Below are 26,191 nucleotides of genomic sequence, written 5' to 3'. Positions count from 1 at the left end.
ATGAGGGGATCCGTCAGCGCCTTGGTAAAGCAGAAGTCAATTTTTACCTTCTCAAACAATGATGAAACCAAACGTTGGGGGGTTCCCCTTGAAGTAATGCTAGGTAACATCGACTTCGCGAGAGCTGGCAAATATCAAGATACGATAACAGTTGAAGTTAAAGCTATGCCATAGATACACGTGATGAAGAAACCTACGGTTTAGTCAGTGGACAAAGGAAAACACCTCCAAACTGTAACGAACATCGTATATGGCTTTATCACTATCCTACGAAAAGGAACTGATGCATTTCCAGTAACTTTAAGCGTTTAGATATAAACACTTAAGATATGAGAACAACATTGGTTAAGTTGATACAAAAAGCCCCGCAAGCTTTCACTTGCGGGGCTTTTTTAGTTAATTTAGAAAAGAGCTAATTACTTACCAGCTTCTTTTTCTGCTTTAACTTTAGCGATTACTTCTTCTGCCACGTTCATTGGACATGGAGAGTACTGTGCGAATTCCATCGAGAATTGGCCACGGCCTGAAGTAATTGTACGTAGGTGACCGATGTAACCAAACATTTCTGAAAGTGGTACGTCAGCTTTAATACGAACGCCAGTTACGCCAGCTTGTTGATCTTTGATCATGCCACGACGACGGTTAAGGTCACCGATAACATCACCAACGTGATCTTCTGGAGTAAATACGTCAACGTTCATGATTGGCTCAAGAAGTTGCGCGCCAGCTTTAGGCATAGATTGACGGAATGCACCTTTCGCTGCGATTTCAAATGCGATTGCAGATGAATCGACTGCGTGGAAACCACCATCGTAAAGTTCAACTTCAACGTCTAGCGTAGGGAAGCCAGCTAGTACGCCGTTTTCCATCATGCCACCAAAGCCTTTCTCAACAGCAGGCCAGAATTCTTTAGGTACGTTACCGCCAACAACTTTTGAAGAGAACGTAAAGCCAGAACCAGGTTCGCCAGGCTTGATACGGTAATCGATCTTACCGAATTGACCAGAACCACCAGACTGTTTCTTATGCGTGTAGCTATCTTCAATTGCTTGAGTGATAGTTTCACGGTAAGCAACTTGAGGAGCACCAACTGTTAGGTCAACGCCGTAAGTACGCTTAAGGATATCTACCTTGATGTCTAGGTGAAGCTCACCCATACCTTTCAGGATAGTTTCGCCAGTTTCTTCGTCAGTTTCAACTTGGAAAGATGGATCTTCTGCAACCATTTTACCGATAGCGATACCCATTTTCTCAGAACCGCCTTTATCTTTTGGAGATACAGCGATAGAGATTACTGGAGTTGGGAATACCATTGGCTCAAGCGTTACTTGATCTTTAGGATCACATAGAGTGTGACCTGTTTGCACGTTCTTCATACCAACGATCGCAATGATGTCACCAGCTTGTGCGCTAGTTAGTTCGTTACGGTCATCAGCTTGCATCTCAACCATACGGCCAACACGCTCAGTTTTACCTGTGAATGAGTTAAGAATCGTGTCGCCTTTGTTCAATTTACCAGAGTAAATACGAACGAAAGTTAGAGCACCGAAACGGTCATCCATGATTTTGAATGCAAGCGCTTTAAACGTTTCTTCAGTAGAAACGATAGCGTGGTTGCCAGTTTCTTCGCCGTTCTCGTCCATTAGAGGTTGAGGATCAACTTCAGTTGGAGAAGGTAGGTAATCTACAACAGCGTCAAGAATGATTTGAACACCCTTGTTCTTGAATGCAGAACCACAGTAAGTTGGGAAGAACGCTAGGTCACGAGTACCTTTACGGATACAACGCTTGATGTCTTCGATAGAAGGCTCTTCACCTTCCATGTAAGCTTCCATTAGGTCATCGTCTTGCTCTACAGCAGTTTCGATTAGCTCTTCACGGTATTGCTCTACGTCATCTACCATGTCCGCTGGAACATCTAGAATTTCGTAGTTTTCAGGAAGACCAGTGTCATCCCAAACGTATGCTTTACGGCTTAGAAGGTCTACAACACCCACGAATTCATCTTCGCGGCCGATTGGTAGAACCATAACTAGAGGAGTTGCGCCTAGAACGTTTTTAACTTGGTCAACAACGTTGTAGAAATCTGCACCCATACGGTCTAGTTTGTTAACGAAGATCAGACGAGATACTTCTGATTCGTTAGCGTAGCGCCAGTTAGTTTCTGATTGTGGTTCAACACCACCAGAACCACAGAATACACCGATACCGCCATCAAGTACTTTAAGAGAACGGTATACTTCAACTGTGAAGTCAACGTGTCCAGGAGTATCGATAACGTTTAGACGGTGACCGTTCCAGAAACAGCTTACAGCTGCTGATTGGATAGTAATTCCGCGCTCAGCTTCCTGTTCCATGAAGTCAGTAGTTGATTCGCCATCATGTACTTCACCAGTCTTGTGGATCTGACCAGTTAGCTTAAGGATACGCTCAGTGGTAGTTGTTTTACCCGCATCAACGTGCGCGAAAATACCAATGTTTCTGTATTTCGATAAATCTGCCATTGTCTTACTCTGTTAATAGGATATAAAATGCGCGCAGAGTATATCACAATCTGTGAAGACTGATAGCTTTGCATGCATTTGGGACTAAAAAACTTTGCCTTTTTCTAACATATAGAAAAAGGCAATCTGTAGAAACAATCTAAATGATTGTTAAGTTTAGTGCTAACTTAAAGCGAAAATAGCGTTTAAGTTAGACTGAATTTCTGCTGTATAGAGTAGCTGAAGTGAGCTCAATTACAACTCATCAAAAGCATTAATTGCTTCTGATAATTTTTTCACACCGTGGATCTGCATTCCTGGAATGCCCCCTTTTGGCATGTTGGCCGCCGGAACAATCGCTCTCTTAAAGCCATGTTTAAATGCCTCATTTAAGCGCTCTTGCCCGCTCGGTACAGGTCGAATCTCACCCGCTAGGCCTACTTCGCCAAAAACCACCACATCTTTTGGTAATGCGCGATCTCTGAAACTAGAAAGTAGTGCCATCACCAATGCGAGATCGGCACTGGTTTCGGTTACTTTAACACCACCGACGACATTCACAAACACATCTTGGTCAGCCATTTGTAAGCCACCATGTTTATGCAGCACGGCTAATAACAGTGAAAGCCTGTTTTGCTCTAGACCAACAGCAACACGACGTGGATTAGCGAGCTGGGAATAGTCCACCAGCGCTTGGATTTCAACAAGAAGCGGACGTGTCCCTTCCCACACAACCATGACCGAACTGCCCGAGGTTTCTTCTTCGCCGCGAGACAAGAAAATAGCCGATGGGTTGCTGACTTCTTTCAGGCCTTGGCCTGTCATTGCAAACACACCTAACTCATTGACCGCACCAAAACGGTTCTTGTGACTGCGCAGCGTTCTAAAGCGGCTATCGGTTCCGCCATCTAACAGCACGGAACAGTCAATAATGTGTTCCAGTACTTTTGGCCCCGCTAATGTGCCGTCTTTAGTTACGTGTCCCACCAAGAACACCGCAACGTTGTTCTGTTTCGCATAGCGCGTTAATGCTGTTGCCGATTCGCGCACCTGCGCCACACTGCCCGGAGACGATTGAACATCAGCGACATGCATAACTTGGATTGAGTCGATAACCATGATCTTAGGTTGCTCTTTTTCGGCAATCTGACAGATCTTATCAACATTGGTTTCAGAGAGCATTTTGAGATGTTCTTTCGGTAAACCGAGTCGAGAGGCTCGCATCGCGACTTGTTGCAGTGATTCTTCACCTGTGACATAAAGTGTTGGCAACTGAGAAGAGAGCTGACACATGGTCTGCAATAACAGCGTTGATTTACCGGCACCAGGGTTACCACCAATCAGAATTGCAGCGCCAGGTACGACACCACCACCGAGCACGCGGTCGAGTTCTTTGAAACCACTGCTAAAGCGAGGGACTTCTTGCAGGTTAATTTCCGATAATGTCTGAACGCTCGATTCTGTTGCCCCACCTGCGTAACCACCACTGAGTCGTTCATTACGCGCAACTTGAGGTGAAGCAGCTAACCTAACTTCGGTAATCGTGTTCCAAGCACCACATGCATTGCACTGCCCCTGCCAACGTGGAAAGTCAGCACCACAGTCATTACACACATAAGCTCGTTTTGCCTTTGCCATAAAACCTCAATAATTTACTCAGTTACACAATGATGTTGTCAATTTGTGACTTATTTGACCGTACGGGTGAAAATAAAAGTTGCAGTCATACCACTTATACTTAAAGATCGATTTAAACTAGTCGATAACATAAACGTACCGTCCATTCTAACAAGAAAAGTATGCAGCAATCTGAAATTCTATCTGTAGCAGAGCGACTCATCCCAGCCTACCACGCTGAGGATTTCGACTTCCTTCTTTCTCAAATGACAGAAGGTGAATCCCCGTCTCTGAAATTGCTCGTTAAAATGGAACTGAATCGTATCATGGCTCCGTGCACAAAGAGCATTGATTTACGCGGACGTATTGACACTGAATGTCGTCAATTTACGTTAGATGGTCGTAAACACTGGCTTGATGATATTGCTTTGAACGCGTATCAACGTGGTACTAAAAAGTTTAAAGGCTATACAGAGGGCGCGTGGGAGTTAGTGATGACTCCGCGAACTCAGCCACTTCGTAATATCGTTAAAACCTCGTCTCAACATAATCAAGATCTCACTAACGCTAATAGCCCGTATGAAGCGGAAGCCATTAACCTCGGTTACGACTTAAAGCGTCAAGAAAACAGACTAAAGATTAGCTCACAGGTTGAGATCACCACATCTAAAGGCCAAAGCCTACACGGTGTGACGGTTGATATTTCCCCGTCAGGTGCAAAATTCAAGGTACCAAGCGCCTTTAAGTACAACCTCGGTGAGATCATCAGCGTTAAGTTCACAGAGCTTATCGAAAAGTCGCAAGAAAACGATGTTTACCAAGCGGTCGAATTCCGCGTTCTGGGCATTGATGAGTCTTACGAGAATAACGCCGTCAAATTTTTAAGAACCATCAAGGTAAGCAATAACAATATTGTAGCCCGCTTGCTTGATGAGTCTTTGAATAGCTCAAGCAAGAAAACCAGCCATGAGAATCAAGATAGAATCATTCGAACTCGTACTCGAGGTATCGAACACACCTATCTCAAACACACCTGTAATCTTCCTCTTTTCTTTAGCGGCAGTGAACTAAAGCTTGCTCTACTTACGGATAACAACCATCCGCTGTGGCAATACTGGCACGATGAGCGAAACCAACAAGCTCTGGGTACCCTGTTCAACGAACAACGAATGAATTTGCTGGCTAAACCTGGCGTAAAGGGAACCAGTAACGTTATTTACTCGTTTACTCATGAGCATCAAGACAAGACCTTATTCTACTCAATGATGCTTCCTGAAGCCTCTCGAGAGCAAAGACAGTTGTTCTGGCACATCGGTGGTAAACGTAAAAGCTGGAAGGCGTTCAAGTTCTCGGTGTTCGAACTTTCAGACACTGAGCGACAAGCCTTAGCCAAGCACTCGGATACGTTAGCTCAAAGCTCAGCACAACTGACGCATTGTGGAATCTTGCAAGAGATTGGCGATCACGAAAGTGCGGCTGACTATCTATTGAGTGAAAAACCGCGCATTCCAAGCAGTGAACTGAACCGCTTCCGTCATCCGCGTTCTGTAGTGGGGAATATTCAAAGTATCTACTTCGACTCTCAAACTCGTCGCAAAGAACCGAGGTATCAATTTAAGTCACCGTTACAGCTCACCTCACAAGATGGCGCCGCGGCTAACGGACATACCTTAGACATCTCAAAACGTGGACTCAGCATTGCTCTTGAGCATCCGATGGTACTCAAGATTAATGACCCGGTATTAGTAAACTTCAATGAACTGCAGCTCTACGACAAAAACCTGCCATTAAGCACCGTGCCTTACCACGTGATTCGAGTCAGCCCGAATGGTCGCAACGTGCAGTTGGTTATCGCCGAGAACACGAAGACAATGCGTACTATCGCCTTTCTCAATGGGCTGATCGATCAAAACCAAAGCAAGTTGATTAAGAAAAAAGAGATACTGCCAACACATTCTCTGCTCGAGTCTCTACACAACATTTTGCTGAGCAAGATGGTCAGCAACCCAATATTCATTGATAAACCGGGCTCAACACTGCGTTGTAAGATCATTGGCGTAAACTTCCCTCTGAATAAACACTTAGCACTGCTAGCTAAGCTTGGCCACAACCAAAAGTTCTCACTCGAACCTATTTTCAAAGGGCACTCTAACTCGCTGTTGGCTGAACCACTGAAAAGAATTGAAGGTGCTGAGCCTAAACACCATGATGTCTATATTGCTGCAGTTAAGTTTGGCGACAAGATCCAATCCGTACACACGAAGTTGGTCAAAGACTTCGCCTCGGCAAAGGAACGCATCTTATTCATCAAGAAAGCTCAGCATTTAGGTGACGTGTATGTACTACGAGTCACTACTGCACCTATTTTTAATCCGCTAACGAGTTTATTCCAGTCTGATTTAGAAGAGCTCTCACGCATCAGCATGCACCAAGCTAAGAAGCTAGAGAATGAGGTCACGGCTTTTATTGGTTATGGTGAGATAGAAGATATTACCGATGAAGTGTTGATTCGATTGGAGCTGACACGCTAACTCAGTTCATCCATATTCCAGAGACACAAATAGAAAAAGCAGGCTGATAGCCTGCTTTTTTTGTATCCGTTATACCGCCCTAAATATGACTAAGGCTTCGCTTGCCAGCTGATTTTTTGCTGCTTAGCTAACACACCCGACAAGATGCAAAGTACCCCGCCTAAACCGGCATAACGCACAGCGGTTTGAGCTTGTTGCTCTACTTTTGGTTTCGCATGGTAGGCGATGCCTAAACCTGCAGAACCCATCATAACCAAGTCATTAGCACCATCACCAACGGCAACAGTGTTATGCAGTTCCAATTCGTACTCTTCAGCCAACTCTACCAAGATATCCGCTTTAGTCTGCGCCGAAACAACATCGCCTAAGACTTCACCCGTCAATTTACCATTAATGATTTCAAGCGTGTTTGACTGAGCGTGGTCAAGATCAAGCGTATCTTTCAGATAGTCAGAGAAGTAAGTAAAGCCACCTGAAGCAATTGCCGTCTTCCAACCAAGCTTATTCAGAGTATTCACCAGCTCAACCAAGTCTGGCATGAATGGCAATGATTGACGCACTTGCTCCAAAATAGATTCATCCGCACCTTTCAGTGCGCCTACTCGTTGACGTAGGCTCTGTTCAAAGTCGAGCTCACCTTGCATTGCTCGCTCGGTGATTTCAGAGACTAATTCCCCCACTCCAGCTAGCTTTGCAATCTCATCGATACATTCAATTTGAATCGCTGTGGAATCCATATCCATTACAATCAAACCTGGCTTAGATAGGTCTGGGACCTCGCTAAGGCAAGCATAATCAAGCTTTAAGGCCTGTAGGATTTCTTCGTGCGCTGGTGTTAGGTTGCCTGACATCAAAGCTACTTCATAATGCCCTACCTTCCACGTATCAAGAATGGTGTTGTAAGTGCCTGTGAAAAAATCGATGTCATCGAATGATTGTGGTGATAGATACTCACCGAATACAATCCAGTTTGCTTTGGCTTTAGCGAGTTGAGAAGCGAAACGAGTCTCGGGGAGTCGAGTTAATAATGTCGTATGCCTTTTAATCGGCAGATATTTCTGAGCGTCCATGTGTATGATTCCTAATTAACTATGCTAAACGTTAACCTATTGCAATTTGAAAACGCAAGTCTCAATATGTCTTAATCATAACATTTGTTTATTTCAGGCTTCGTGAAACATGAATGAATCATTGTTCTCAATACGTAACGCTTTACGAATGCTAGCCCTCATTTTGTTGGCTACTATGTTCGTTGTAACGATTAAAAATACAGTCGTGATCAGTAAAGGTAACGAGAAGATCCAAGCAAAGCAGCTAGAAACGCTGACTAAGTTGCTTATCTCTCAGGCATCACTTTCTGCCAGTAAAGCGATCACACAACAAGACCAAGAGCGACTGCTTGATCTCACCAATCAACTGTCTCAGGATCGCTTGGTATTCGATACCACTATATACGATGCAGAGGGGATTCGACTGGCTTCGAGTGAAAAAGCACTCTCAGTACGCGAAGTTCTAGGCTTAGATACGCCACTTTCAACAGCAAGTATCGGCAGACAGCAATTAGTTGAACCTATCTACTCTCCAGAGAAAGCGATCATTGGATTCATTCGTGTGACCTTTGAAACAGGTAAGATGACGGCGATTTCTGATCACCATTATCGTAAAAGTGATCGCTACATGATCGGCATGGTGTTGATGGGGTTTGTCAGTGGCGTGCTGTTTGTCATGCTCATTCGTAGAAGAAAAACCAAGTCTGGTGAGAACTTGCTGCTTAAGAATGCAAACTCATAAGCTTTGTCATAGGGTCTTGGGTCTTGGGTCTTGAAATCACGAAATAAAAACCTCGGATTAGGCAAGATGAATTATTTCGATTGAAATCACATAGCCTTCAGAATCCAAGAAATAGCGCTCAGTAATACATCATTACCAATAAAAAGCCCCGACGCTCAGGCAGCGACGGGGCTTTTTGTTATCTGTTAGTTTGGCTAGCTATATTTACTCGAGAGCTAGAAACGACTTAAACCACAAAGTAACTCTTACTCTTGATCACCAAGAAGCACAGAGTCTAGTGCGATAACCATCATGTCGTTGAAGGTCGTTTGACGCTCATCTGATGTGGTTTGCTCACCAGTTTTGATGTGATCAGAAACAGTACAAATAGTCAGAGCTTTTGCGCCGTATTCAGCACACACACCATAGATACCTGCCGCTTCCATCTCGACGCCAACAATGCCGTATTTGTCCATCACTTCGAACATCTCTGGATCTGGCGTGTAGAACAACTCCGCCGAGAACAGGTTACCCACTTTTACGTCTACACCACGCGCTTTTGCTGCATCTTCTGCCGCACGCACCATTTTGTAATCTGCGATAGCCGCGAAGTCATGGCCTTTAAAGCGAATACGGTTCACTTTTGAGTCAGTACACGCGCCCATGCCAATCACCACATCACGCACTTTGATATCTTCACTCACTGCACCACAACTGCCGACACGAATGATCTTTTTCACACCAAAGTCTTTGATCAGCTCAGTCGCGTAAATAGAACAAGATGGAATGCCCATACCGTGCCCCATAACCGAAACCTTACGACCTTTGTAAGTACCCGTGTAACCAAACATATTACGAACATCACACACTTGAACCACTTCTTCTAAGAAGGTTTCAGCGATGTATTTAGCGCGTAGCGGATCGCCAGGCATTAGAACTACGTCAGCGAAATCACCCATTTCAGCATTAATATGTGGAGTAGCCATTGAAAATATCCTTAATCTCAAAACAAAAAAGAAGAGAGAGGTTTCCCTCTCTCTTAGTTAACCATTATAGAAAGCTTGTACCGTATCCCATTGGCGATGTGCCAAAGTATGACGCTAAGCTTTGACCGATATCAGCGAAGGTATCACGACGGCCTAGAGAGCCTGCTGGAACCTTGTTACCGTAAACAATCACAGGGATATGTTCACGAGTATGGTCTGAACCCGGCCATGTTGGGTCACAACCGTGGTCTGCAGTTAGGATAAGCACGTCCTCTTCTTTCATCATATCGATGATTTCATTGATGCGGCCATCGAAGTACTCTAGCGCAGCTGCATAACCGGCAACATCACGACGGTGGCCGTATGCTGAGTCGAAATCAACGAAGTTAGTGAACACGATAGTGTTGTCGCCCGCTTCAGTGATCGCTTCTTTAGTTGCTTCAAATAGCGCTGGAATACCTGTTGCTTTGGTTTTCTGAGTGATACCACAACCTGCGTAGATATCAGAGATCTTACCGATTGAGTGAACGTTACCGCCCTTCTCATCAACCAGTTTCTGAAGTACCGTCGCCGCTGGTGGCTCAACAGAAAGGTCACGACGGTTACCAGTACGTTCGAATTGACCTTTACCTGCGCCAATAAACGGACGAGCGATAACACGACCAATGTTGTAGTCAGCTAGCTCTTCACGAGCAATCTGACAAAGATCTAATAGGTTTTGTAGGCCGAATGTCTCTTCATGACATGCGATCTGGAAAACAGAGTCTGCAGAAGTGTAGAAGATTGGCAGGCCAGTCTTCATGTGTTCTTCACCTAGGTTATCTAGGATTTCTGTACCCGATGAGTGGCAGTTACCTAAGAAGTCAGATAGGCCAGCACGCTCAAGGATGCGATCTGTCAGTTCTTTTGGAAAGCTGTTCTCTTTGTCAGTGAAGTAGCCCCAGTCAAACAATACCGGCACACCTGCGATTTCCCAGTGACCTGATGGCGTGTCTTTGCCAGAAGACAGCTCAGCAGCATGACCGTAAGCGCCAATGATCTCAGCGTCTGCGTCCATACCAGGAGCAAAGCGACCTGTCGACTCTTTGTGAGCCATCGCTAAACCTAGCTTAGACAGGTTTGGCAGCGTTAGTGGACCTTTACGATCCGCGTTGTCTGCAAGGCCTTGATCACAATGGTCAGCAATGTGACCCATTGTATCCGAACCTACATCGCCGAATGTGTCAGCATCCGCTGTTTCACCGATACCGAATGAATCTAAAACTAAAATAAATGCTCTTTTCATTTTCTTCACCAACTTATTGCTCTTTGCAGCAGAACTCTGTTTATCGGTATACACGAGGTATACCGATATCTGTTATTTACACGTCTTCAGAACGAATCTGACGGTAAACATCTGGCGTTGCTGTATATTCTCCGCCCACAGTGATTGCATTTTGTAATGCCGTCGCAGCTTCTTGCCACTGTTGTTCATTGCGAGCATGAATCATTGCTAATGGTTTATCATCGCTTGCTACTTCGCCAAGGCGAATGAAGCTATCAAAACCGACTGCGTAATCAATGCTGTCTGTTGCTACGCGGCGACCACCGCCCATACCAACGACAGCCATACCAATTGCACGCGTATCCATCGCTGATACTACACCGCTTTCGAGGGCGTACACTGGTTTAACAATTTCTGCTTTTTCTAGGTAGTTATCGTAGTTCGTTACGAAATCTACTGGACCACCAAGGCCCGCTACCATCTTACCGAAGCACTCTGCTGCTTTACCGTTATCCAGTACTGCCATCAGTTTTTCACGCGCTTCATCTGAATCTTTTGCTAGGTTACCCAGCACCAACATTTCCGCACACGACGCTAGCGTGATTTCCAACAAACGTGGATTACGGTATTCGCCTGTTAGGAATTGAACCGCTTCACGGACTTCAACTGCGTTACCCGCTGAAGAAGCCAGAACTTGGTTCATGTCCGTTAGGATTGCTGTTGTTTTAGTGCCTGCACCGTTTGCTACTGCAACAATAGATTTTGCTAACTCTTCAGATGCTTCATACGTTGGCATGAATGCGCCTGAACCGACTTTTACGTCCATTACTAGAGAATCAAGACCAGCGGCCAGTTTCTTAGATAGGATTGAAGCGGTGATCAGTGAGATGTTGTCTACTGTTGCTGTGATGTCACGAGTCGCATAAACACGCTTGTCAGCAGGTGCTAGGTCGCCAGTTTGGCCGATGATCGCCACGCCAGCTTCTTTGGTTACGGCACCAAACACATCGTTGGTTGGTGTAATGTTGTAACCAGGGATAGATTCTAGCTTGTCTAGCGTACCGCCAGTGTGGCCTAAACCACGACCAGAGATCATTGGAACGAAACCGCCACATGCTGCCACCATAGGGCCAAGCATCAAAGAAGTTACGTCGCCAACACCACCAGTAGAGTGTTTATCAACGATTGGGCCATCAAAGTTCATGTGGCTCCAGTCAATCACCATGCCTGAATCACGCATTGCACATGTTAGTGCGATACGTTCTGGCATCGTCATTTCATTAAAAAAGATAGCCATTGCGAATGCGGCAATTTGGCCTTCAGAAACCGTGTTTTTAGCGACACCTTGGATGAAAAAGTTAATTTCTTCTGTGGTCAGTACTTCGTTATCACGTTTTCTGCGAATAATTTCTTGAGGTAGATACATTAGTGCCTCCCAAACTCTAGTGAGTATGGTGTGTAGGGAAAGAGGTAATATGGAGTGACTTAACGTCACTCCATCAAACAGACTTAATTGTTATATACCCGAATGGGTAAATTAGTATGCTGCTGGATCAGCAGTTTCGTCTGTCACTTCTAATGTATTAAGAAGGTTAGTCAGTAGGCTTGAAGCACCAAAACGGTAGTGCATGTTGTCTGCCCATTCAGCGCCTAGTAGCTCATCAGCCATTGCTAGGTAAGCTTGAGCATCTTCAGCTGTACGTACGCCACCAGCTGGTTTGAAACCAACAGTTTTAGCCACGCCCATGTCACGAATAACTTCAAGCATCATGCGCGCGAACTCAGGAGTCGCGTTTACTGGCACTTTACCTGTTGAAGTTTTGATGAAGTCTGCACCCGCTTCGATACAGATCTGAGAAGCTTTCTTGATAAGTGCTTCTTCTTTTAGCTCACCAGTTTCGATGATCACTTTAAGCGTGATGTCACCACAAGCGGCTTTACATTGCTTAACTAGCTCAAAGCCAACTTCTTCGTTGCCAGCAATAAGAGCACGGTATGGGAATACTACGTCAACTTCGTCTGCGCCGTACGCTACCGCTGCTTTCGTTTCTGCAACAGCAATTTCGATGTCGTCATTACCATGAGGGAAGTTAGTTACAGTCGCGATGCGTACTTCTGGAGTACCTTGCTCACGCAACGCCTTCTTAGCGGCTGGGATGAAGCGAGGGTAAATACAGATTGCAGCGGTGTTACCAACTGCAGTCTTCGCGTCATGACAAAGCGCCACTACTTTTTCAGTAGTATCGTCATCATTTAGCGTCGTTAGGTCCATAAGTTTAAGTGCACGTAGAGCTGCTGCTTTTAAATCGCTCATTTCTATCTCCGATCAATATATTCAAATAGTTAACTACTTCGCCACCCATCCAGTAGAGATGGATATTTTAGTAATGCTCAGTAGTCACAAATGAACGGACTTGGTTCCCTGAAGACTTGATAACTTTCGCTATCAATTGCAATCCTTGTCACCGCACAGTACCAGTTTGGTCTATGGCACAACAAATCAGTCATGTTGTGTCTAACATCTATAGCGTATCGCTAAGTTTGGCTTAATCCCAGAAGAATAACCTTTAGATAAATCCAAGCAGTTACTTTCTTGCCAACAAGAGACATCCTGTCCCTTAAGCTTATACATTATAGGTATCCATCAATAAATTGTAGTGCTCCTTAGAACGCAAACGGTTTGTATCTCAAAAAAACATTCTAGACCCATTTTCGACTCCAAGCATTCACTCATGCTAATGCTCAAAATCACTAGGCCCAAAAACAAAAAAGCCCCGCAGCAATTTCTTGCTACGGGGCGATATTATTATGGCGTCTATATATCGATTTCTAACTGATTAGAAAGACAGGAAGAAGCCAGCAATTGTTGCTGCCATCAGGTTAGATAGAGTACCAGCTACAACCGCTTTAACACCCATACGTGCGATGTCGTGGCGACGGCTTGGTGCAATACCACCTAGACCACCTAGAAGAATCGCAATTGAAGAAAGGTTTGCGAAACCACATAGAGCGAACGAGATAATTGCTTGAGTCTTAACAGACATTACTTGGCCAGTCGCTTCAACGATTTGAGCGTTCTCACCGATGTATGGTACGAAGTTTAGGTATGCAACGAATTCGTTAACAACTGTCTTCTGACCAATGAAAGAACCAGCGATAGTTGCTTCTTCCCATGGAACACCAATGATGAATGCTAGCGGTGCGAAGATCCAACCTAGAAGAAGTTCTAGAGTTAGGTTTTCCATACCGAACCAACCACCGATGCCACCTAGGATACCGTTGATAAGAGCGATTAGACCGATGAATGCTAGTAGCATTGCACCAACGTTAAGTGCTAGTTGTAGACCAACTGACGCACCGCCAGCAGCTGCATCGATAACGTTAGCAGGCTTGTCGTCGCCACCGTCGATGTCTGAACCTAGGTTCTCGTCAACTTCATCAGTTTCAGGCTTGATGATTTTAGCGAAGAGTAGACCACCAGGTGCTGCCATGAATGACGCTGCAACTAGGTACTCTAGAGGTACACCCATAGATGCGTAACCTGCTAGTACACCACCAGCTACAGAAGCCAAACCACCACACATTACTGCGAATAGTTCGGAGTTAGTCATTTTAGGAACAAAAGGACGAACAACTAGAGGTGCTTCTGTTTGACCAACGAAAATGTTTGCTGCTGCAGACATAGACTCGGCGCGAGAAGTACCTAGAGCTTTCTGAAGACCACCACCAAGAACTTTGATTACAATTTGCATTACACCAATGTAGTAAAGTACAGAGATAAGTGCAGAGAAGAAAATCAGAGTTGGTAGTACTTGGAAAGCAAAGATGAAACCGATACCGTCAACTGAGAAGTTAACTAGGCTACCGAATAGGAAACCAGTACCGTCTTTACCGTAGTCGATCACGTTTGCTACACCAGCAGAGAAACCTGCAAGTAGATCACGACCCCAAGGGATGTAAAGTACGAATGCACCAAGTGCGAATTGGATAGCGAAAGCGCCACCCACTGTTCTTAGATTAATAGCTTTGCGGTTGTCAGATAGTAGTACTGCGATTGCAATCAGTGCAACCATTCCGACGAGGCTCATAAACAGGCTCATAGTTTATGACTTCCTTATTAGTTATTTATTGGCGTGTTACAAAATGGGGCTATAAAGCGGAGGCAATTATACTCATGCGACCACTAATAAAGTAATGCCGTCCTCACACTTTCGTACAAGATTCATGTACCATTCACACGCAAATGTGAACCAAATCACAAGCTCAGTGCGATTTACGCAAACGATAAACAAAAACCTTCGATTTTATTCACATATACCGAATGCACGATGGCTATTTTGCCAAATTTGCGCTGCAACCGATTGCTTTGGCTCTTTTCTAAGCAAAAATAGTTCATTTAAGATCGTAACTAAATGTTTGGAATGATTAACATTTCCTTGGTTTCCATACATGGGCATGTCCGGAGCATCCGTTTCCAATACCAAGCATTCAAGAGGCAGTTTTGCGATGGTTGTGCGTGTTTTTTGTGCTCTTGGGTAAGTAATCGTTCCACCGACACCAATATAGAAACCGAGCTTGATCCACGCCAAAGCTTGCTGTTCACTCCCTGAAAAACCGTGAATCACCCCGCCAAAAGTGAACTTGTGCTGCTTTAATAATTCAATGAGTCGGTTATAAGACTTCCTCTCATGGATGATCAAAGGCAGCTCAAATGCCTTCGCTAGCTCCATTTGTTGGATGAAAAAGCGTTCTTGTTTCTCCCGCTCGACATCGACAAAAAAGTCGAGACCACACTCTCCTATCGCAACGCATTGACCGGTTCTTGATGAGAGTAATTGGCGAAGCTCTGAGAATTGCTCGTCATTGGCTTGCTCTAAAAAGTAAGGGTGGAAACCTAAGGCGTAGTAAACATTAGGGTAAGATTTGGCGATTTTATCGAGCTTCGACCAGTTACTTTGGCCAATAGAAGGAATAAGAATCTTCTCGACGTGTGCTTGTTTCGCCTCTTTAACGTAACCTTCAATACCTTTATCAAGTGCAATACCTTGCTCAAAGATGCCAAAGTCCGCATGGCAATGGGTATCAAACAGCGGAAAGTCACTTATTTGCTGTGTCATCTTCCCTACTCTCTGTTTGTTTCCCTTGGGGATCACGACGATAAGCAACACAACTGCGCTTGTTCTCAGGCGTTAAACCAAGCTCTTCACACCACTTATCGTATTTCTTAACCCAAGCTTTAACCCAACCCAAAATACTCATGCTCAAACCTCAGTATTCATCCTCAAACAGCACGTATTAAAAAACGCCTACTGCAGAACAATAGACGTTTTTGTTTAACTCGAATAGAGCGCGGAGAAATTAGTGCTCGCGCGTCGCTCGGAACTGAACGTCGGGGAAACGCTCAGAAGCTAGGTTCAAGTTCACCATTGTAGGTGCGATGTAAGACAGGTTATCACCACCATCTAACGCTAGGTTAGCTTGGTTCTTACGTTTGAACTCTTCTAGTTTCTTCACGTCATCACATTCAACCCAGCGAGCTGTTGCAACGTTAACACCTTCGTAGATAGCTTCTACGTTGTATTCCGCTTTCAAGCGCGCTACAACTACGTCAAACTGAAGTACACCAACCGCACCAACGATCAAATCGTTGTTCTGCATAGGACGGAATACTTGTACTGCGCCCTCTTCAGAAAGCTGAACCAAACCTTTTAGAAGTTGCTTCTGCTTTAGTGGATCGCGTAGACGAATACGACGGAATAGCTCAGGCGCGAAGTTTGGAATACCAGCGAACTTCAAGCTTTCGCCTTGAGTAAAGGTATCACCAATCTGGATTGTGCCATGGTTATGCAAGCCAATGATGTCACCAGCATACGCTTTTTCAGCTCGCGCACGGTCACCCGCCATGAAAGTTACCGCATCCGAAATACTTACGTTCTTACCAGTACGAACATGATTCATCTTCATACCTTGGTTGTAAGTACCCGAAACGATACGCATGAATGCGATACGGTCACGGTGCTTTGGATCCATGTTTGCTTGGATCTTAAAGACGAAGCCAGAGAACTTCTCTTCTGTCGCTTCAACATCACGCTCGTTAGCCTGACGAGTTTGAGGGCCCGGAGCCCACTTAGTCAAACCATCTAGCATGTGGTCAACACCAAAGTTGCCCAATGCTGTACCGAAGTAAACAGGCGTTAGTTCACCAGCAAGGAACAAATCGAGATCAAACTCAGGACATGCGCCAATAACCAATTCAAGCTCTTCACGAACACTGCTCGCCAGATCTTCGCCAACAGCTTCGTCTAGTTCAGGGTTATCTAAACCTTTAATGATGCGAACTTCTTGGATCTCATGGCCGTGGCCAGATTCGTACAAGATCGTTTCATCACGATGAATGTGATAAACACCTTTAAACTCTTTACCACAACCGATTGGCCATGAGATTGGAGCACAAGCCATACCTAGCTCGCTTTCCACTTCATCAAGCACTTCCATTGGGTCACGAACGTCACGGTCAAGTTTGTTCATAAACGTTACGATTGGAGTATCACGTAGACGCGTTACTTCCATCAGTTTACGAGTACGATCCTCGACACCTTTCGCAGCATCGATAACCATCAAACAAGAGTCAACCGCTGTTAGTGTACGGTACGTATCTTCCGAGAAATCTTCGTGTCCTGGAGTATCGAGTAGGTTTACTAGGCAATCATTATATGGGAATTGCATTACCGACGTGGTTACCGAAATACCACGTTCTTTTTCCATCTCCATCCAGTCAGATTTAGCGTGCTGGTTAGAGCCACGACCTTTTACGGTACCCGCTTTTTGAATTGCGTTTCCGAATAAAAGAACTTTTTCAGTAATCGTGGTTTTACCCGCATCCGGGTGAGAGATAATTGCAAACGTTCTACGTTTGCTCACTTCTTGTTGGAAAGACATAGTCGCCCTTTGCTGATCTAAAGCGTAAAAAGGGCAAGTAGATAATACTTGCCCTTGAATTCTGTGTGCGGATTATACAGAAAGCGAGTCACTTTCTAAAGGGTCAGTTTACACCCTATTTTGTGGCTAATTCTATGGTTAGTTATCTAGTCGGCTAAAAGACGTAACACGCCCTAACTAAACGACATAAAAAGATAGCTCATAATGATCGCATCTTCGTTGCCTTGCTTGGTTGGGTAATAGTTACGACGACGGTCAACTTCATTAAAGCCAGCCTTCTCGTAAAGATTGAAAGCATTCACATTACTTTCGCGAACTTCCAGCCAAGCACTTTCCGCGTCAGCTTGTTCACACATATCGAGAAAGTGTTCAACCAAAGCCTTGCCGTAGCCTTTACCTTGCTGCTTAGGGTCAACCGCTATCGTCAGCAAAGTCACTTCACCGACAATGTTCTGAGCATAGAAATAGCCGACAACCTTTCCATCGACTTCTAAAACACGGTGGCTGCCTCCACGACTATTAAGATCACGGATCATATTTTCAGACCAAGGATGAGAATGCGCGGTCTGCTCAATTTGCCAAATTGCGTCTAGGTGTTGTTCTGAAGTTGGTAAAAGTTGATTAGTCATAAGCACAAATTTGTTGCCATAAGTCGCGGCGATGTTGGTTATTACCGTTAATGTCAGACAGTAATGGAGATTGAAGTGTTTTTGCCTTCAGTTCATGGGCAGATTCGCAACCAGCAAACCATACCCATTCAACCGAACCTAAATCCACAGCAGACAAGTGTTGTGGTTGAAGGTGTAAAGCCTGAGATAAGTCGAGCTTGATACTTTTAAGTACGCGTTCAAACATCACAGCGAGATCTTCCTGAGGTTTTTCAGGCGAAACCAGTAGCAACTTACAGTCGCTCGATAGTGGAATCAATTCAGATTCGTAGCCAACCAAACGCTCTGGGTGACTAAGCTCCCATTGGCTGATGCCCATATCTTGCAGGTATTGTGCGTGTGTTTGTGACATATCTAGCGGTGTAACCTTAGGTTTGTTGGTATTGCTCTTCTTAGAGCGAACTGAAAAGAAGCTCATTGGGGCTGATACTAACAAAAAATAAAGGAGCATCAAGCTCCTTTATTTAGACTAAATCAGTTTGTATCGGATTACGTGGTAAATCAGCTTATAAGTCGTTGAACTCTGGGCTGTAAGCAATCTCACCAGAATGCCCAGCAAACACACCCTCTACCAACTCAATCGCTTGGAAAGCACCTTCAGGTACATCCCAAACACAACTCAGGCCAAACTCGCTCGCAGCCTTAAAACCAAAGCGGCCGTAGTAAGCAGGATCACCAAGCACAACACAGGCTGGGTAACCGAAATCTACCAATGTAGAAAATGCGTCTTCAACCAGTGATTTGGCAATACCTTGATTGCGGTACTCTTCTTTGACTGCTAGAGGCGCAAGTCCCTGCCAGTTATGATCGTCACCATGGAGAGTGATAGGACTAAACATCAGGTGACCAACCACCTCGCCCTCATCAGAACAAGCCACCAGCGATAGCGTTAAATGGCTATTCTCACGCAAGCTCATAACCAAATTAGCTTCTGCATCTGTTTCAAAAACAGATTTCAATAAACGATCAATGACAAGTATATCTGCCGGTGCTTCAGTTCGAATAAGCATTCATTACCTCACTTTGTGTATCTGGGGATTGTACTCCCTTCTGCACAAAATCAGCTAATTGATTTAACAAAGTTTTCATAGGAGTCGGCAATACGTCTAAATCTACGCTATCCATCAAGTTTTTGACTTCTAAACCAAGCTCGGTATCGCCCTCAATAGACAGTCTACGTTGAAAGAAAAGCGTATCTGGGTCTTCTTTACGCCCGGCAATCAGCACAAGATCGTTAAGGTTTCCGCTAAAGCTTACATCTTCAACAACCTCGTTATCAGCTACAACTAGTTGCTCATTTTGATAGCTAATACACCAACTTAACCCCATATCTTTTATTGAGACTTTAAGCCACTTGTCTTCTAAGAATTCAAAGTCACCGTCCTCTAAAGCTTCCTTAAAGACATTCTTAAGTGCCTCCAACAAGGCTCTTTTTTGTACTGTTTTAGGCAATAACTGGACTGGAGATCGCAAAATTGATGCGGCATTTTGAACTAGTTGAGTGCGAATCTTGTTTATCACGTGACTTATCCGTAACTTTGTCAATAATATGGAATGCATCATAGATGATGTTGAAATCTCAGTTACTGTTATGTATCAAATTAACTTCGGTTTGATACTCGACCTTTAATATCCTGAAAATCACAGTTATAGTAACTCAGGTCATGAGAATTACAGCGGATCGCTGCACTCACAGGTAAATATCGATAGCCACACAAAAAGTAATAAATATTTATCGATAGTGAATATTCAAGCTCTTGGAGAATTGGTAGTACTTTGATGCCTCCCCAGCAACTACAACATTGGTTTACCCAGCTAACAGCAAACAGTCCGTTCTTTTTTGCGGTACTTGACGCCCAACATAACTATTTTATGGTTAATGAGCGTTACTGCGATATTGCTGGTTTGAGTAAAACCGAGCTTGCTGGCATGAATGACCGCCAAACATTAGGTGAGCAATTCTACCAACACCTTAAGCCTTACTATGAGCGTGCATTCAATGGTGAAACGATTGAGGCCGAAGTCACGCTCAACGAAACTGACCTCGATACCAGCCTTCATTTCAGCCTATCTCCGCTGACGAATGGCAACAAAACCGACTACATTGTCTTTCATGCCTTCGACACATCAGAAAACCAAGTACTTGCCCGTTCTTTAGAAGAATCCGAAGCGAAATTCCACAAGCTATCTCACCTACTCCCTGACGGATTACTGTTAGTTGAAAGTGACTACATCTTGTCATCAAACCCAGCAGCAGCACGCTTGCTCGGCTTTAACTCCACCACCGAGTTAATTGGCGAAGAGTTGGGACGATTATTCATCGATGAACAAACCAAAACAGTCTTCAATAATAACCTCAGTTCTATTATTTCTGAGTCTGGTTTGGTTTGCTTAACGGGTGCCCGATGCGGCTTTGAACGTAAGGTTCAACTCAACATCGACTCCACCACTATTCTTGGAAGTAACACTCAGCTGGTGCTTATCCAAGATGCACAAGAGACCACAAAGCAGTATACGCCTGCAAACAGTGAAGATGCCTACATCGATGCACTGACCAAGCTCTACAACCGAGTTGGGTTCACCAAACGTCTTGAGCAGTTCATTCAAAACGATACGCCAGTTGTGATGCTCTACTTAGATATTGATAACTTTAAGAATATCAATGATTCACTCGGTCATCACATTGGCGATAAAGTGATTAAAGAGGTCGCTTCACGCCTAAAACGTTTACTGCCTCGTCAGGCCGTTATTGGTCATTTAGGCGGGGATGAGTTTGGTATTATCCTGCCAGAACCTGAACATCAGCGAACGCCTGAAATGCTCGCTGAAAAGATCATTTCCCTGATCAATCAACCCTTCGATCTTCACCACTTTAGTAAGCGCTTAGCCTGCTCGATTGGCAGCGTGAGCTTTCCTCAAGATGGCACCGATGCTCGTATCTTGCTGCAAAATGCAGACACCGCAATGTATGAAGCGAAAGATCGTGGACGTAACCGCCTGATCAAGTTCAACGAACAGATGAACAAAGAAGCGCGTATGCGATTGTGGTTGGAGATAGAGCTGCAAAAAGCACTGCAACAGAATGGACTTGAGGTTTGGTATCAACCTAAGGTCAACGCGCGTGATTTCACCATCAACGGTGCAGAAGCGTTAGTGCGCTGGAAGCACCCAGTAGAAGGCTACATCAGCCCTGCCGCATTTATCCCAGTTGCGGAACGAGCTGGTCTTATCGAACAGCTTGGTCGTGTAGTAATGCGTGAAGTATTTGCCACGGTTAAGCGTTGGAAGATGCAAGGTATCCTTCCAGGTAGAGTGGCTATCAATTTGTCTCCAGAGCAATTTGGTAACCCGAAACTGATTGATTACGTTGAAAAGTTACTTCGTTCAACAGAGCTTGACCCTAGTGCAATTACGTTTGAGCTGACAGAAAGCGCGGTGATGAGTGATAGTGAACACACACTTCAAATGCTTAACGCTATAAAGAAACTCGGCTTTGCTTTATCTATCGATGATTTTGGTACGGGCTACTCTTCTCTGTCTTATTTGGCTCGCTTCCCAATTGATGAGCTTAAGATTGACCGCGCTTTCATTTCTGATATCGATACGCTACCAAAGCAAATCACTGTGATTGAAAACATCATCAACCTAGGTAAATCTCTCGATTTAACCGTAGTGGCAGAAGGCGTCGAAACCAGTGAACAAGCGACGCTTCTATCAAACCTCAACTGTAGCTCCATTCAAGGCTTCCACTTCTATCGCCCACAACCGAAACAAGACGTCGAAGAGCTGTTTGCCCAAAATCGTCGCCATAAGAACTAGTACACGATTCAACTATCCCCCAGTCAAAAGCTACACCAAAGCACAAAAGCCTTACTAGTCAGTACCCCAAACGGAGTAAAAGCAGATTTATCCATCTAAACCTGCCTTACATCAATTCCGTCATTCATAATTCTTCATAAAATACTCGCTTCAATTTCATTCTACTGGTAGTGAGCAAATGGAACTCTTATGCCCAGCGGGTAACTTACCTGCTTTGAAAACCGCTATTGATTGTGGTGCGGATGCTGTCTATATCGGATTCAAAGACGATACCAATGCCCGACACTTTGCAGGCCTTAACTTTGCGGGTAAAAAGCTCGATCGTGCTGTGCAATATGTGCATGACCGCAACAAGAAAATTCACGTTGCCTTAAATACTTTTGCTCACCCAAATGGCTTCGAACGCTGGACAAATGCCGTAGACAACGCCGCAGCACTAGGTGTTGATGCGCTGATCATTGCTGATATCGCAGTGCTTGAGTACGCAGCAAACAAATATCCAGAACTAGAATTGCATCTATCGGTTCAAGCTTCTGCGACCAATGCGGCTGCAATCGACTTCTACCACAAGAACTTCAATGTAAAGCGTGTGGTATTGCCTCGCGTATTGTCGATTCATCAGGTCAAACAGCTTTCTCGTAACATCACCTCTGACGTTGACCTTGAAGTATTCGCTTTTGGTAGTTTGTGCATCATGGCGGAAGGTCGTTGTTACCTCTCTTCATATATGACCGGCGAATCACCCAATACCGTTGGTGCTTGTTCTCCAGCAAAATACGTTCGCTGGCAAGAAACAGAAACAGGCCTAGAGTCACGCTTGAATGAGATTCTTATCGACAAGTACGTAGCCGGCGAAAACGCGGGCTACCCAACGCTGTGTAAAGGCCGCTTTGAAGCAGAAATCGATGGTGAGCGTAAACGCTATCACGCACTTGAAGAGCCAACCAGCCTCAACACACTGTCTATGCTTCCTGAGCTATTTGCTGCCAACGTTGCCTCAGTGAAAATTGAAGGTCGCCAACGTAGCCCGGCTTATGTCGAGCAAGTGACTCGTACTTGGCGCGCAGCTATCGACCGCTACTTAGCGAACCCAGAACAATACCAAGTGGAACAAGCTTGGAATGCGACACTGGCGAATGTATCTGAAGGTACACAAACCACGCTTGGCGCTTATCACCGTAAATGGCAATAGAGCCAAATGGAGAACTCAATGAAATACGCATTAGGCCCTCTTCTTTATTTTTGGCCAAAACAAGACGTTGAAAGCTTCTATGAACAAGCGAAATCAAGCTCTGCTGATATCATCTATCTAGGTGAAGCCGTGTGTTCAAAGCGTCGTGAGATGAAAGCAAAACACTGGATGGATATTGCCAAAGAGCTGTCGGCTTCAGGTAAGCAAGTCGTACTTTCCACCATGGCATTGCTAGAAGCACCAAGCGAAGTCAACATCATGAAGAAGTACATTGATAACGGTGACTTTGCGATTGAAGCCAACGACGTGTCTGCGATTCAATTAGCAAGCGAAAGCAGAGTGCCTTTTGTGGTTGGCCCGGCGGTTAACACCTACAACGCACGTACTCTGAACCTGTTCTTGAAACAAGGTATGACGCGTTGGTGTATGCCTGTTGAGCTTTCTCGCGAATGGCTAAGCAACGTAATGACACAGTGCGAAGAGCTTAATATCCGTAATAAGTTCGAAGTAGAAGTATTTAGCCACGGCTACCTACCGCTTGCTTACTCAGCACGATGCTTTACCGCTCGCGCAGAAAACAAAGCCAAAGACGATTGCGAAACCTGCTGCATCAAATACCCTACCGGCCTACAGGTCGATAGCCAAGAAGGCCAGTCAGTCTTTAACCTTAACGGTATTCAAACTCAATCCGGTTACTGCTACAACCTAGTCAATGATCTACCGAGCATGCATGACTTGGTTGATGTGGTTCGTTTAAGCCCATTGGGCATCGATACCTTCTCTGAAATCAATAACTTCAGAGCTAACGAACAAGGTCAAAACCCAAAGACCATTGAAAGCCGCCAATGCAACGGTTATTGGCATCAGCTTGCGGGTTTAGACGTTAAGAACATCTAGTACCTCGAATTGAACTAGCCAGCAACAGATACAAAAAAGGTCTAGCAATCGCTAGACCTTTTTTTATTTAACTCAAGAAAAGCGACCTATGCTGTCACTGTTTCTAGCGGCGCATCGTCGAGCTTCTTTACGTCTTTATAGAGCATAATCATAACCACTACGCTTAGCGCGATGTTAGACAGTGGATAGGCAATCCAAATCCCCGGCACACCGTACAATTTAGGCATGATGTACAAGAAAGGTAATTGGATAAGCATATTGCCTATCGTCACAAACATCGCTTTACTGCCTTTGTTCACCGCCTGATAGTAAGCACCCGCTACCACCAAGAAGCCATCAAGCGCCAGTGCAAACATGTGCAGTCGGATACCCAACACTGTGTACTCAACTAGCTGAGGTTCATCCGAACTAAACACAGAAACGAACTCACGTGGGAATGCGTTCAGCAGCAATACAAACGCGACACCGATCAATACTGAACTCACCATCGCAATCTTAAGTAACTTACGAATATTGGCTTGATTACGCGCACCATGGTTGTAGCTCACTAATGGCTGCATGCCGTTGGCGATACCTTCCGCTGTGAGATAATAAACCGTCACTATGTAGCCCAAAATAGCGTAAGCACCAATCATCAGCTGGTCGCCATATTGAGAGAACAAGGCATTGTGCAGCGCCACCATCATCGAACCATAAGCGTACATAAAGAAGCTCGAGGTACCAATGGCGAAGATTTCAGGAATCACCGATAACTTCAGTCTCAGTTCATTCCAACGTAAACGTAAGTTTGCTCGACGTGAGAAAAAATAAGCCAACCCCAAACCCGTTACCATAAACTGAGCAATTGCGGTTGCCAATGCTGCACCCTTCAACTCCCAACCAAGCTGCGCGATAAATAGGTAATCCAATACAATGTTAATCACCGCACCGACAATCATCAGTATGGTGGCCAAGTTAGGACTGTCATCGTTACGCAGTAAAAACGGCATCGCGATAGAGCCTAAAGTGAAGACACTAGCACCAATCAGAATATGTAAGTATTGCAGGCCTAGTTCATACACTCGCCCTTCAGCACCCTGCCAAAGCAAGAAGTCATCGGCAAACAGAAACAACAATCCAGAAACAATGGGGGTTATCGCCAACAACAATGTTAGACCGGTTGCTAAGATCTGCTTAGCGCCTTTGGTGTCTTTTTCGCCTTGACGGATCGAGACAAGGGCACCCGTCCCCACTCCCACAAGCATACCAATACCGAGGATCGACCCAATAACAGGCCACGCGACGTTAATGCCCGCAAGTCCATCGGCCCCTACATAACGGCCAATGAAAATACCATCCACCACTTGGTAAAGGCCATTAACTAACATGGCCGCTACCGTAGGAATTGTGTATCGCCAGAATTGACGACTAATTGAGTTACTCATTTCTTACTCTACTTTCTTCAGTGAGTCGCATATCAATGGGATATGACTCGTAAAACTAGTTAACAAGGCTAACTAAATATCTAAATTATTTATTTCAAAGCCTTGTTTAATAATAGGTTCAGCTGGTGGGATTCTTGCTCAGACAAGCGACTTTCCAGTATCTGTGCCATGACCTGATAGATTTTACTTTCTTCTTCCAAACCGACTTCAGCCTTTTGGGTCAAAATCACCAGCTTTGATCTCGCATCTTCAAGAGACGCTTTGCGCTCAACTAGACCTTTTCTTTCTAGCCTTTGAACCATAGTCGTCGCAGAAGGCTTTGTCACCTGCATCTCAATAGCGAGGTCTGTTAGTCGAATAGGCTCTAACGATGCTTGAATGACCTTCAAATAATCGTACTCATTGAAGCTCAACTGGCAGATAGGATCTTCATTAACTTGAGTTCGCCATATCTTAGAAGCAAAGCGTTCAATTTTTTCTAGATTTTGGTCCAGCATAGATTTCCAACCACAGAATTTACATTTAGTTAGCAAGGCTAACTATTTTAATCTTGTTTAAATAAAATGCAATCAAAAACGAGCCCCCCCCCCCCCCCCCCCCC

22 protein-coding genes are annotated in these 26,191 nt (G+C 44.7%); 5 read left to right on the top strand and 17 right to left on the bottom strand.

The features are described 5' to 3' along the window. Positions 1 to 416: 416 nt before the first annotated feature. Positions 417 to 2,504, bottom strand: a complete 2,088-nt coding sequence (gene fusA, locus AACT19_RS10985; protein WP_004734469.1) for an elongation factor G — start codon at positions 2,502 to 2,504, stop codon at positions 417 to 419. Between the two features lie 234 nt (positions 2,505 to 2,738). Next, entirely contained in the window at positions 2,739 to 4,121 is a 1,383-nt protein-coding gene (radA, locus tag AACT19_RS10980; RefSeq protein ID WP_054541846.1) for a DNA repair protein RadA, read from the bottom strand. Between the two features lie 161 nt (positions 4,122 to 4,282). Between radA and AACT19_RS10975 the strand changes: the two genes are divergently transcribed. Continuing rightward, positions 4,283 to 6,631: a PilZ domain-containing protein gene (locus tag AACT19_RS10975; RefSeq protein WP_004734471.1), complete on the top strand. Its 2,349-nt coding sequence runs from the start codon at positions 4,283 to 4,285 to the stop codon at positions 6,629 to 6,631. A gap of 89 nt (positions 6,632 to 6,720) precedes the next feature. Here AACT19_RS10975 and serB read toward each other — a convergent pair whose 3' ends face one another. After that, a complete protein-coding gene (gene serB / locus AACT19_RS10970; RefSeq protein ID WP_004734472.1) occupies positions 6,721 to 7,701 on the bottom strand; it encodes a phosphoserine phosphatase in 981 nt (326 codons plus the stop codon). 109 nt (positions 7,702 to 7,810) lie between these two features. Here serB and AACT19_RS10965 point away from each other — a divergent pair, with 109 nt between their 5' ends. Continuing rightward, positions 7,811 to 8,422 (top strand): YtjB family periplasmic protein, encoded by a 612-nt coding sequence (locus tag AACT19_RS10965; protein WP_017080011.1) that lies wholly within the window; start codon positions 7,811 to 7,813, stop codon positions 8,420 to 8,422. A 245-nt stretch (positions 8,423 to 8,667) separates the two neighbouring features. Here the strand turns inward: AACT19_RS10965 and deoD are convergent, their stop codons facing one another. The 12 genes from deoD to ubiT form a co-directional block, all read right to left on the bottom strand. Next, on the bottom strand, positions 8,668 to 9,387 hold the full coding sequence (gene deoD, locus AACT19_RS10960; RefSeq protein WP_004734474.1) for a purine-nucleoside phosphorylase: 720 nt from the start codon (positions 9,385 to 9,387) through the stop codon (positions 8,668 to 8,670). Between the two features lie 64 nt (positions 9,388 to 9,451). Beyond that, positions 9,452 to 10,672, bottom strand: coding sequence for a phosphopentomutase (locus AACT19_RS10955; protein WP_076646286.1), 1,221 nt, complete (start codon positions 10,670 to 10,672; stop codon positions 9,452 to 9,454). A 76-nt stretch (positions 10,673 to 10,748) separates the two neighbouring features. Next, a complete protein-coding gene (gene deoA / locus AACT19_RS10950) occupies positions 10,749 to 12,077 on the bottom strand; it encodes a thymidine phosphorylase (RefSeq protein WP_026012373.1) in 1,329 nt (442 codons plus the stop codon). A gap of 111 nt (positions 12,078 to 12,188) precedes the next feature. After that, positions 12,189 to 12,965 (bottom strand): deoxyribose-phosphate aldolase, encoded by a 777-nt coding sequence (gene deoC, locus AACT19_RS10945; RefSeq protein ID WP_017080007.1) that lies wholly within the window; start codon positions 12,963 to 12,965, stop codon positions 12,189 to 12,191. A gap of 523 nt (positions 12,966 to 13,488) precedes the next feature. Then, positions 13,489 to 14,751 (bottom strand): NupC/NupG family nucleoside CNT transporter, encoded by a 1,263-nt coding sequence (locus AACT19_RS10940; RefSeq protein ID WP_017080006.1) that lies wholly within the window; start codon positions 14,749 to 14,751, stop codon positions 13,489 to 13,491. Positions 14,752 to 14,955: 204 nt separating this feature from the next. Beyond that, the gene (locus AACT19_RS10935) at positions 14,956 to 15,768 is read right to left on the bottom strand and encodes a TatD family hydrolase (protein WP_076646285.1); all 813 of its coding nucleotides are present in this window, start codon (positions 15,766 to 15,768) and stop codon (positions 14,956 to 14,958) included. Next, positions 15,749 to 15,904 carry a DUF5363 family protein gene (locus AACT19_RS10930; RefSeq protein WP_157936472.1) on the bottom strand — a complete coding sequence of 52 codons (156 nt, stop codon included), beginning with the start codon at positions 15,902 to 15,904 and terminating at the stop codon, positions 15,749 to 15,751. The genes AACT19_RS10935 and AACT19_RS10930 overlap by 20 nt, the downstream gene beginning before the upstream one ends. 105 nt (positions 15,905 to 16,009) lie before the next feature. Next, a complete protein-coding gene (gene prfC / locus AACT19_RS10925; RefSeq protein WP_004734481.1) occupies positions 16,010 to 17,590 on the bottom strand; it encodes a peptide chain release factor 3 in 1,581 nt (526 codons plus the stop codon). Positions 17,591 to 17,763: 173 nt separating this feature from the next. Beyond that, entirely contained in the window at positions 17,764 to 18,219 is a 456-nt protein-coding gene (gene rimI, locus AACT19_RS10920) for a ribosomal protein S18-alanine N-acetyltransferase (RefSeq protein ID WP_029222735.1), read from the bottom strand. Further along, entirely contained in the window at positions 18,212 to 18,610 is a 399-nt protein-coding gene (locus AACT19_RS10915; RefSeq protein ID WP_076646288.1) for a DNA polymerase III subunit psi, read from the bottom strand. The genes rimI and AACT19_RS10915 overlap by 8 nt, the downstream gene beginning before the upstream one ends. A 154-nt stretch (positions 18,611 to 18,764) precedes the next feature. Beyond that, on the bottom strand, positions 18,765 to 19,268 hold the full coding sequence (locus tag AACT19_RS10910) for a GNAT family N-acetyltransferase (RefSeq protein ID WP_004734484.1): 504 nt from the start codon (positions 19,266 to 19,268) through the stop codon (positions 18,765 to 18,767). Next, positions 19,252 to 19,779, bottom strand: coding sequence for a ubiquinone anaerobic biosynthesis accessory factor UbiT (ubiT, locus tag AACT19_RS10905; RefSeq protein WP_004734485.1), 528 nt, complete (start codon positions 19,777 to 19,779; stop codon positions 19,252 to 19,254). Before ubiT ends, AACT19_RS10910 begins: the two co-directional genes overlap by 17 nt. Positions 19,780 to 20,037: 258 nt before the next feature. On the opposite strand from ubiT, the gene AACT19_RS10900 reads away from it, so the two are divergent. The 3 genes from AACT19_RS10900 (at position 20,038) to AACT19_RS10890 (ending at position 24,166) form a co-directional block, all read left to right on the top strand. Then, positions 20,038 to 22,077, top strand: a complete 2,040-nt coding sequence (locus AACT19_RS10900) for a sensor domain-containing protein (protein ID WP_017084241.1) — start codon at positions 20,038 to 20,040, stop codon at positions 22,075 to 22,077. Between the two features lie 178 nt (positions 22,078 to 22,255). Next, positions 22,256 to 23,269 (top strand): ubiquinone anaerobic biosynthesis protein UbiU, encoded by a 1,014-nt coding sequence (ubiU, locus tag AACT19_RS10895; RefSeq protein ID WP_004734487.1) that lies wholly within the window; start codon positions 22,256 to 22,258, stop codon positions 23,267 to 23,269. 18 nt (positions 23,270 to 23,287) lie between these two features. Continuing rightward, complete coding sequence (locus tag AACT19_RS10890) at positions 23,288 to 24,166, top strand: U32 family peptidase (protein WP_065205110.1); 879 nt, start codon at positions 23,288 to 23,290, stop codon at positions 24,164 to 24,166. 86 nt (positions 24,167 to 24,252) lie between these two features. On the opposite strand, the gene AACT19_RS10885 is transcribed toward AACT19_RS10890, so the two are convergent. Together AACT19_RS10885 and AACT19_RS10880 are read right to left on the bottom strand one after the other, a co-directional pair. Next, positions 24,253 to 25,590, bottom strand: a complete 1,338-nt coding sequence (locus tag AACT19_RS10885; protein WP_076646283.1) for an MATE family efflux transporter — start codon at positions 25,588 to 25,590, stop codon at positions 24,253 to 24,255. A gap of 89 nt (positions 25,591 to 25,679) precedes the next feature. Then, complete coding sequence (locus tag AACT19_RS10880; RefSeq protein WP_004734490.1) at positions 25,680 to 26,087, bottom strand: MarR family winged helix-turn-helix transcriptional regulator; 408 nt, start codon at positions 26,085 to 26,087, stop codon at positions 25,680 to 25,682. Between the last annotated feature and the right edge of the window lie 104 nt (positions 26,088 to 26,191).

This window comes from Vibrio sp. 10N.222.47.A9 (genome assembly GCF_963872585.1).
Lineage (GTDB): Bacteria > Pseudomonadota > Gammaproteobacteria > Enterobacterales > Vibrionaceae > Vibrio > Vibrio splendidus.
Note: the sequence above shows the minus strand (reverse complement) of the source record. Positions and strands in the feature narration are given on the sequence as shown.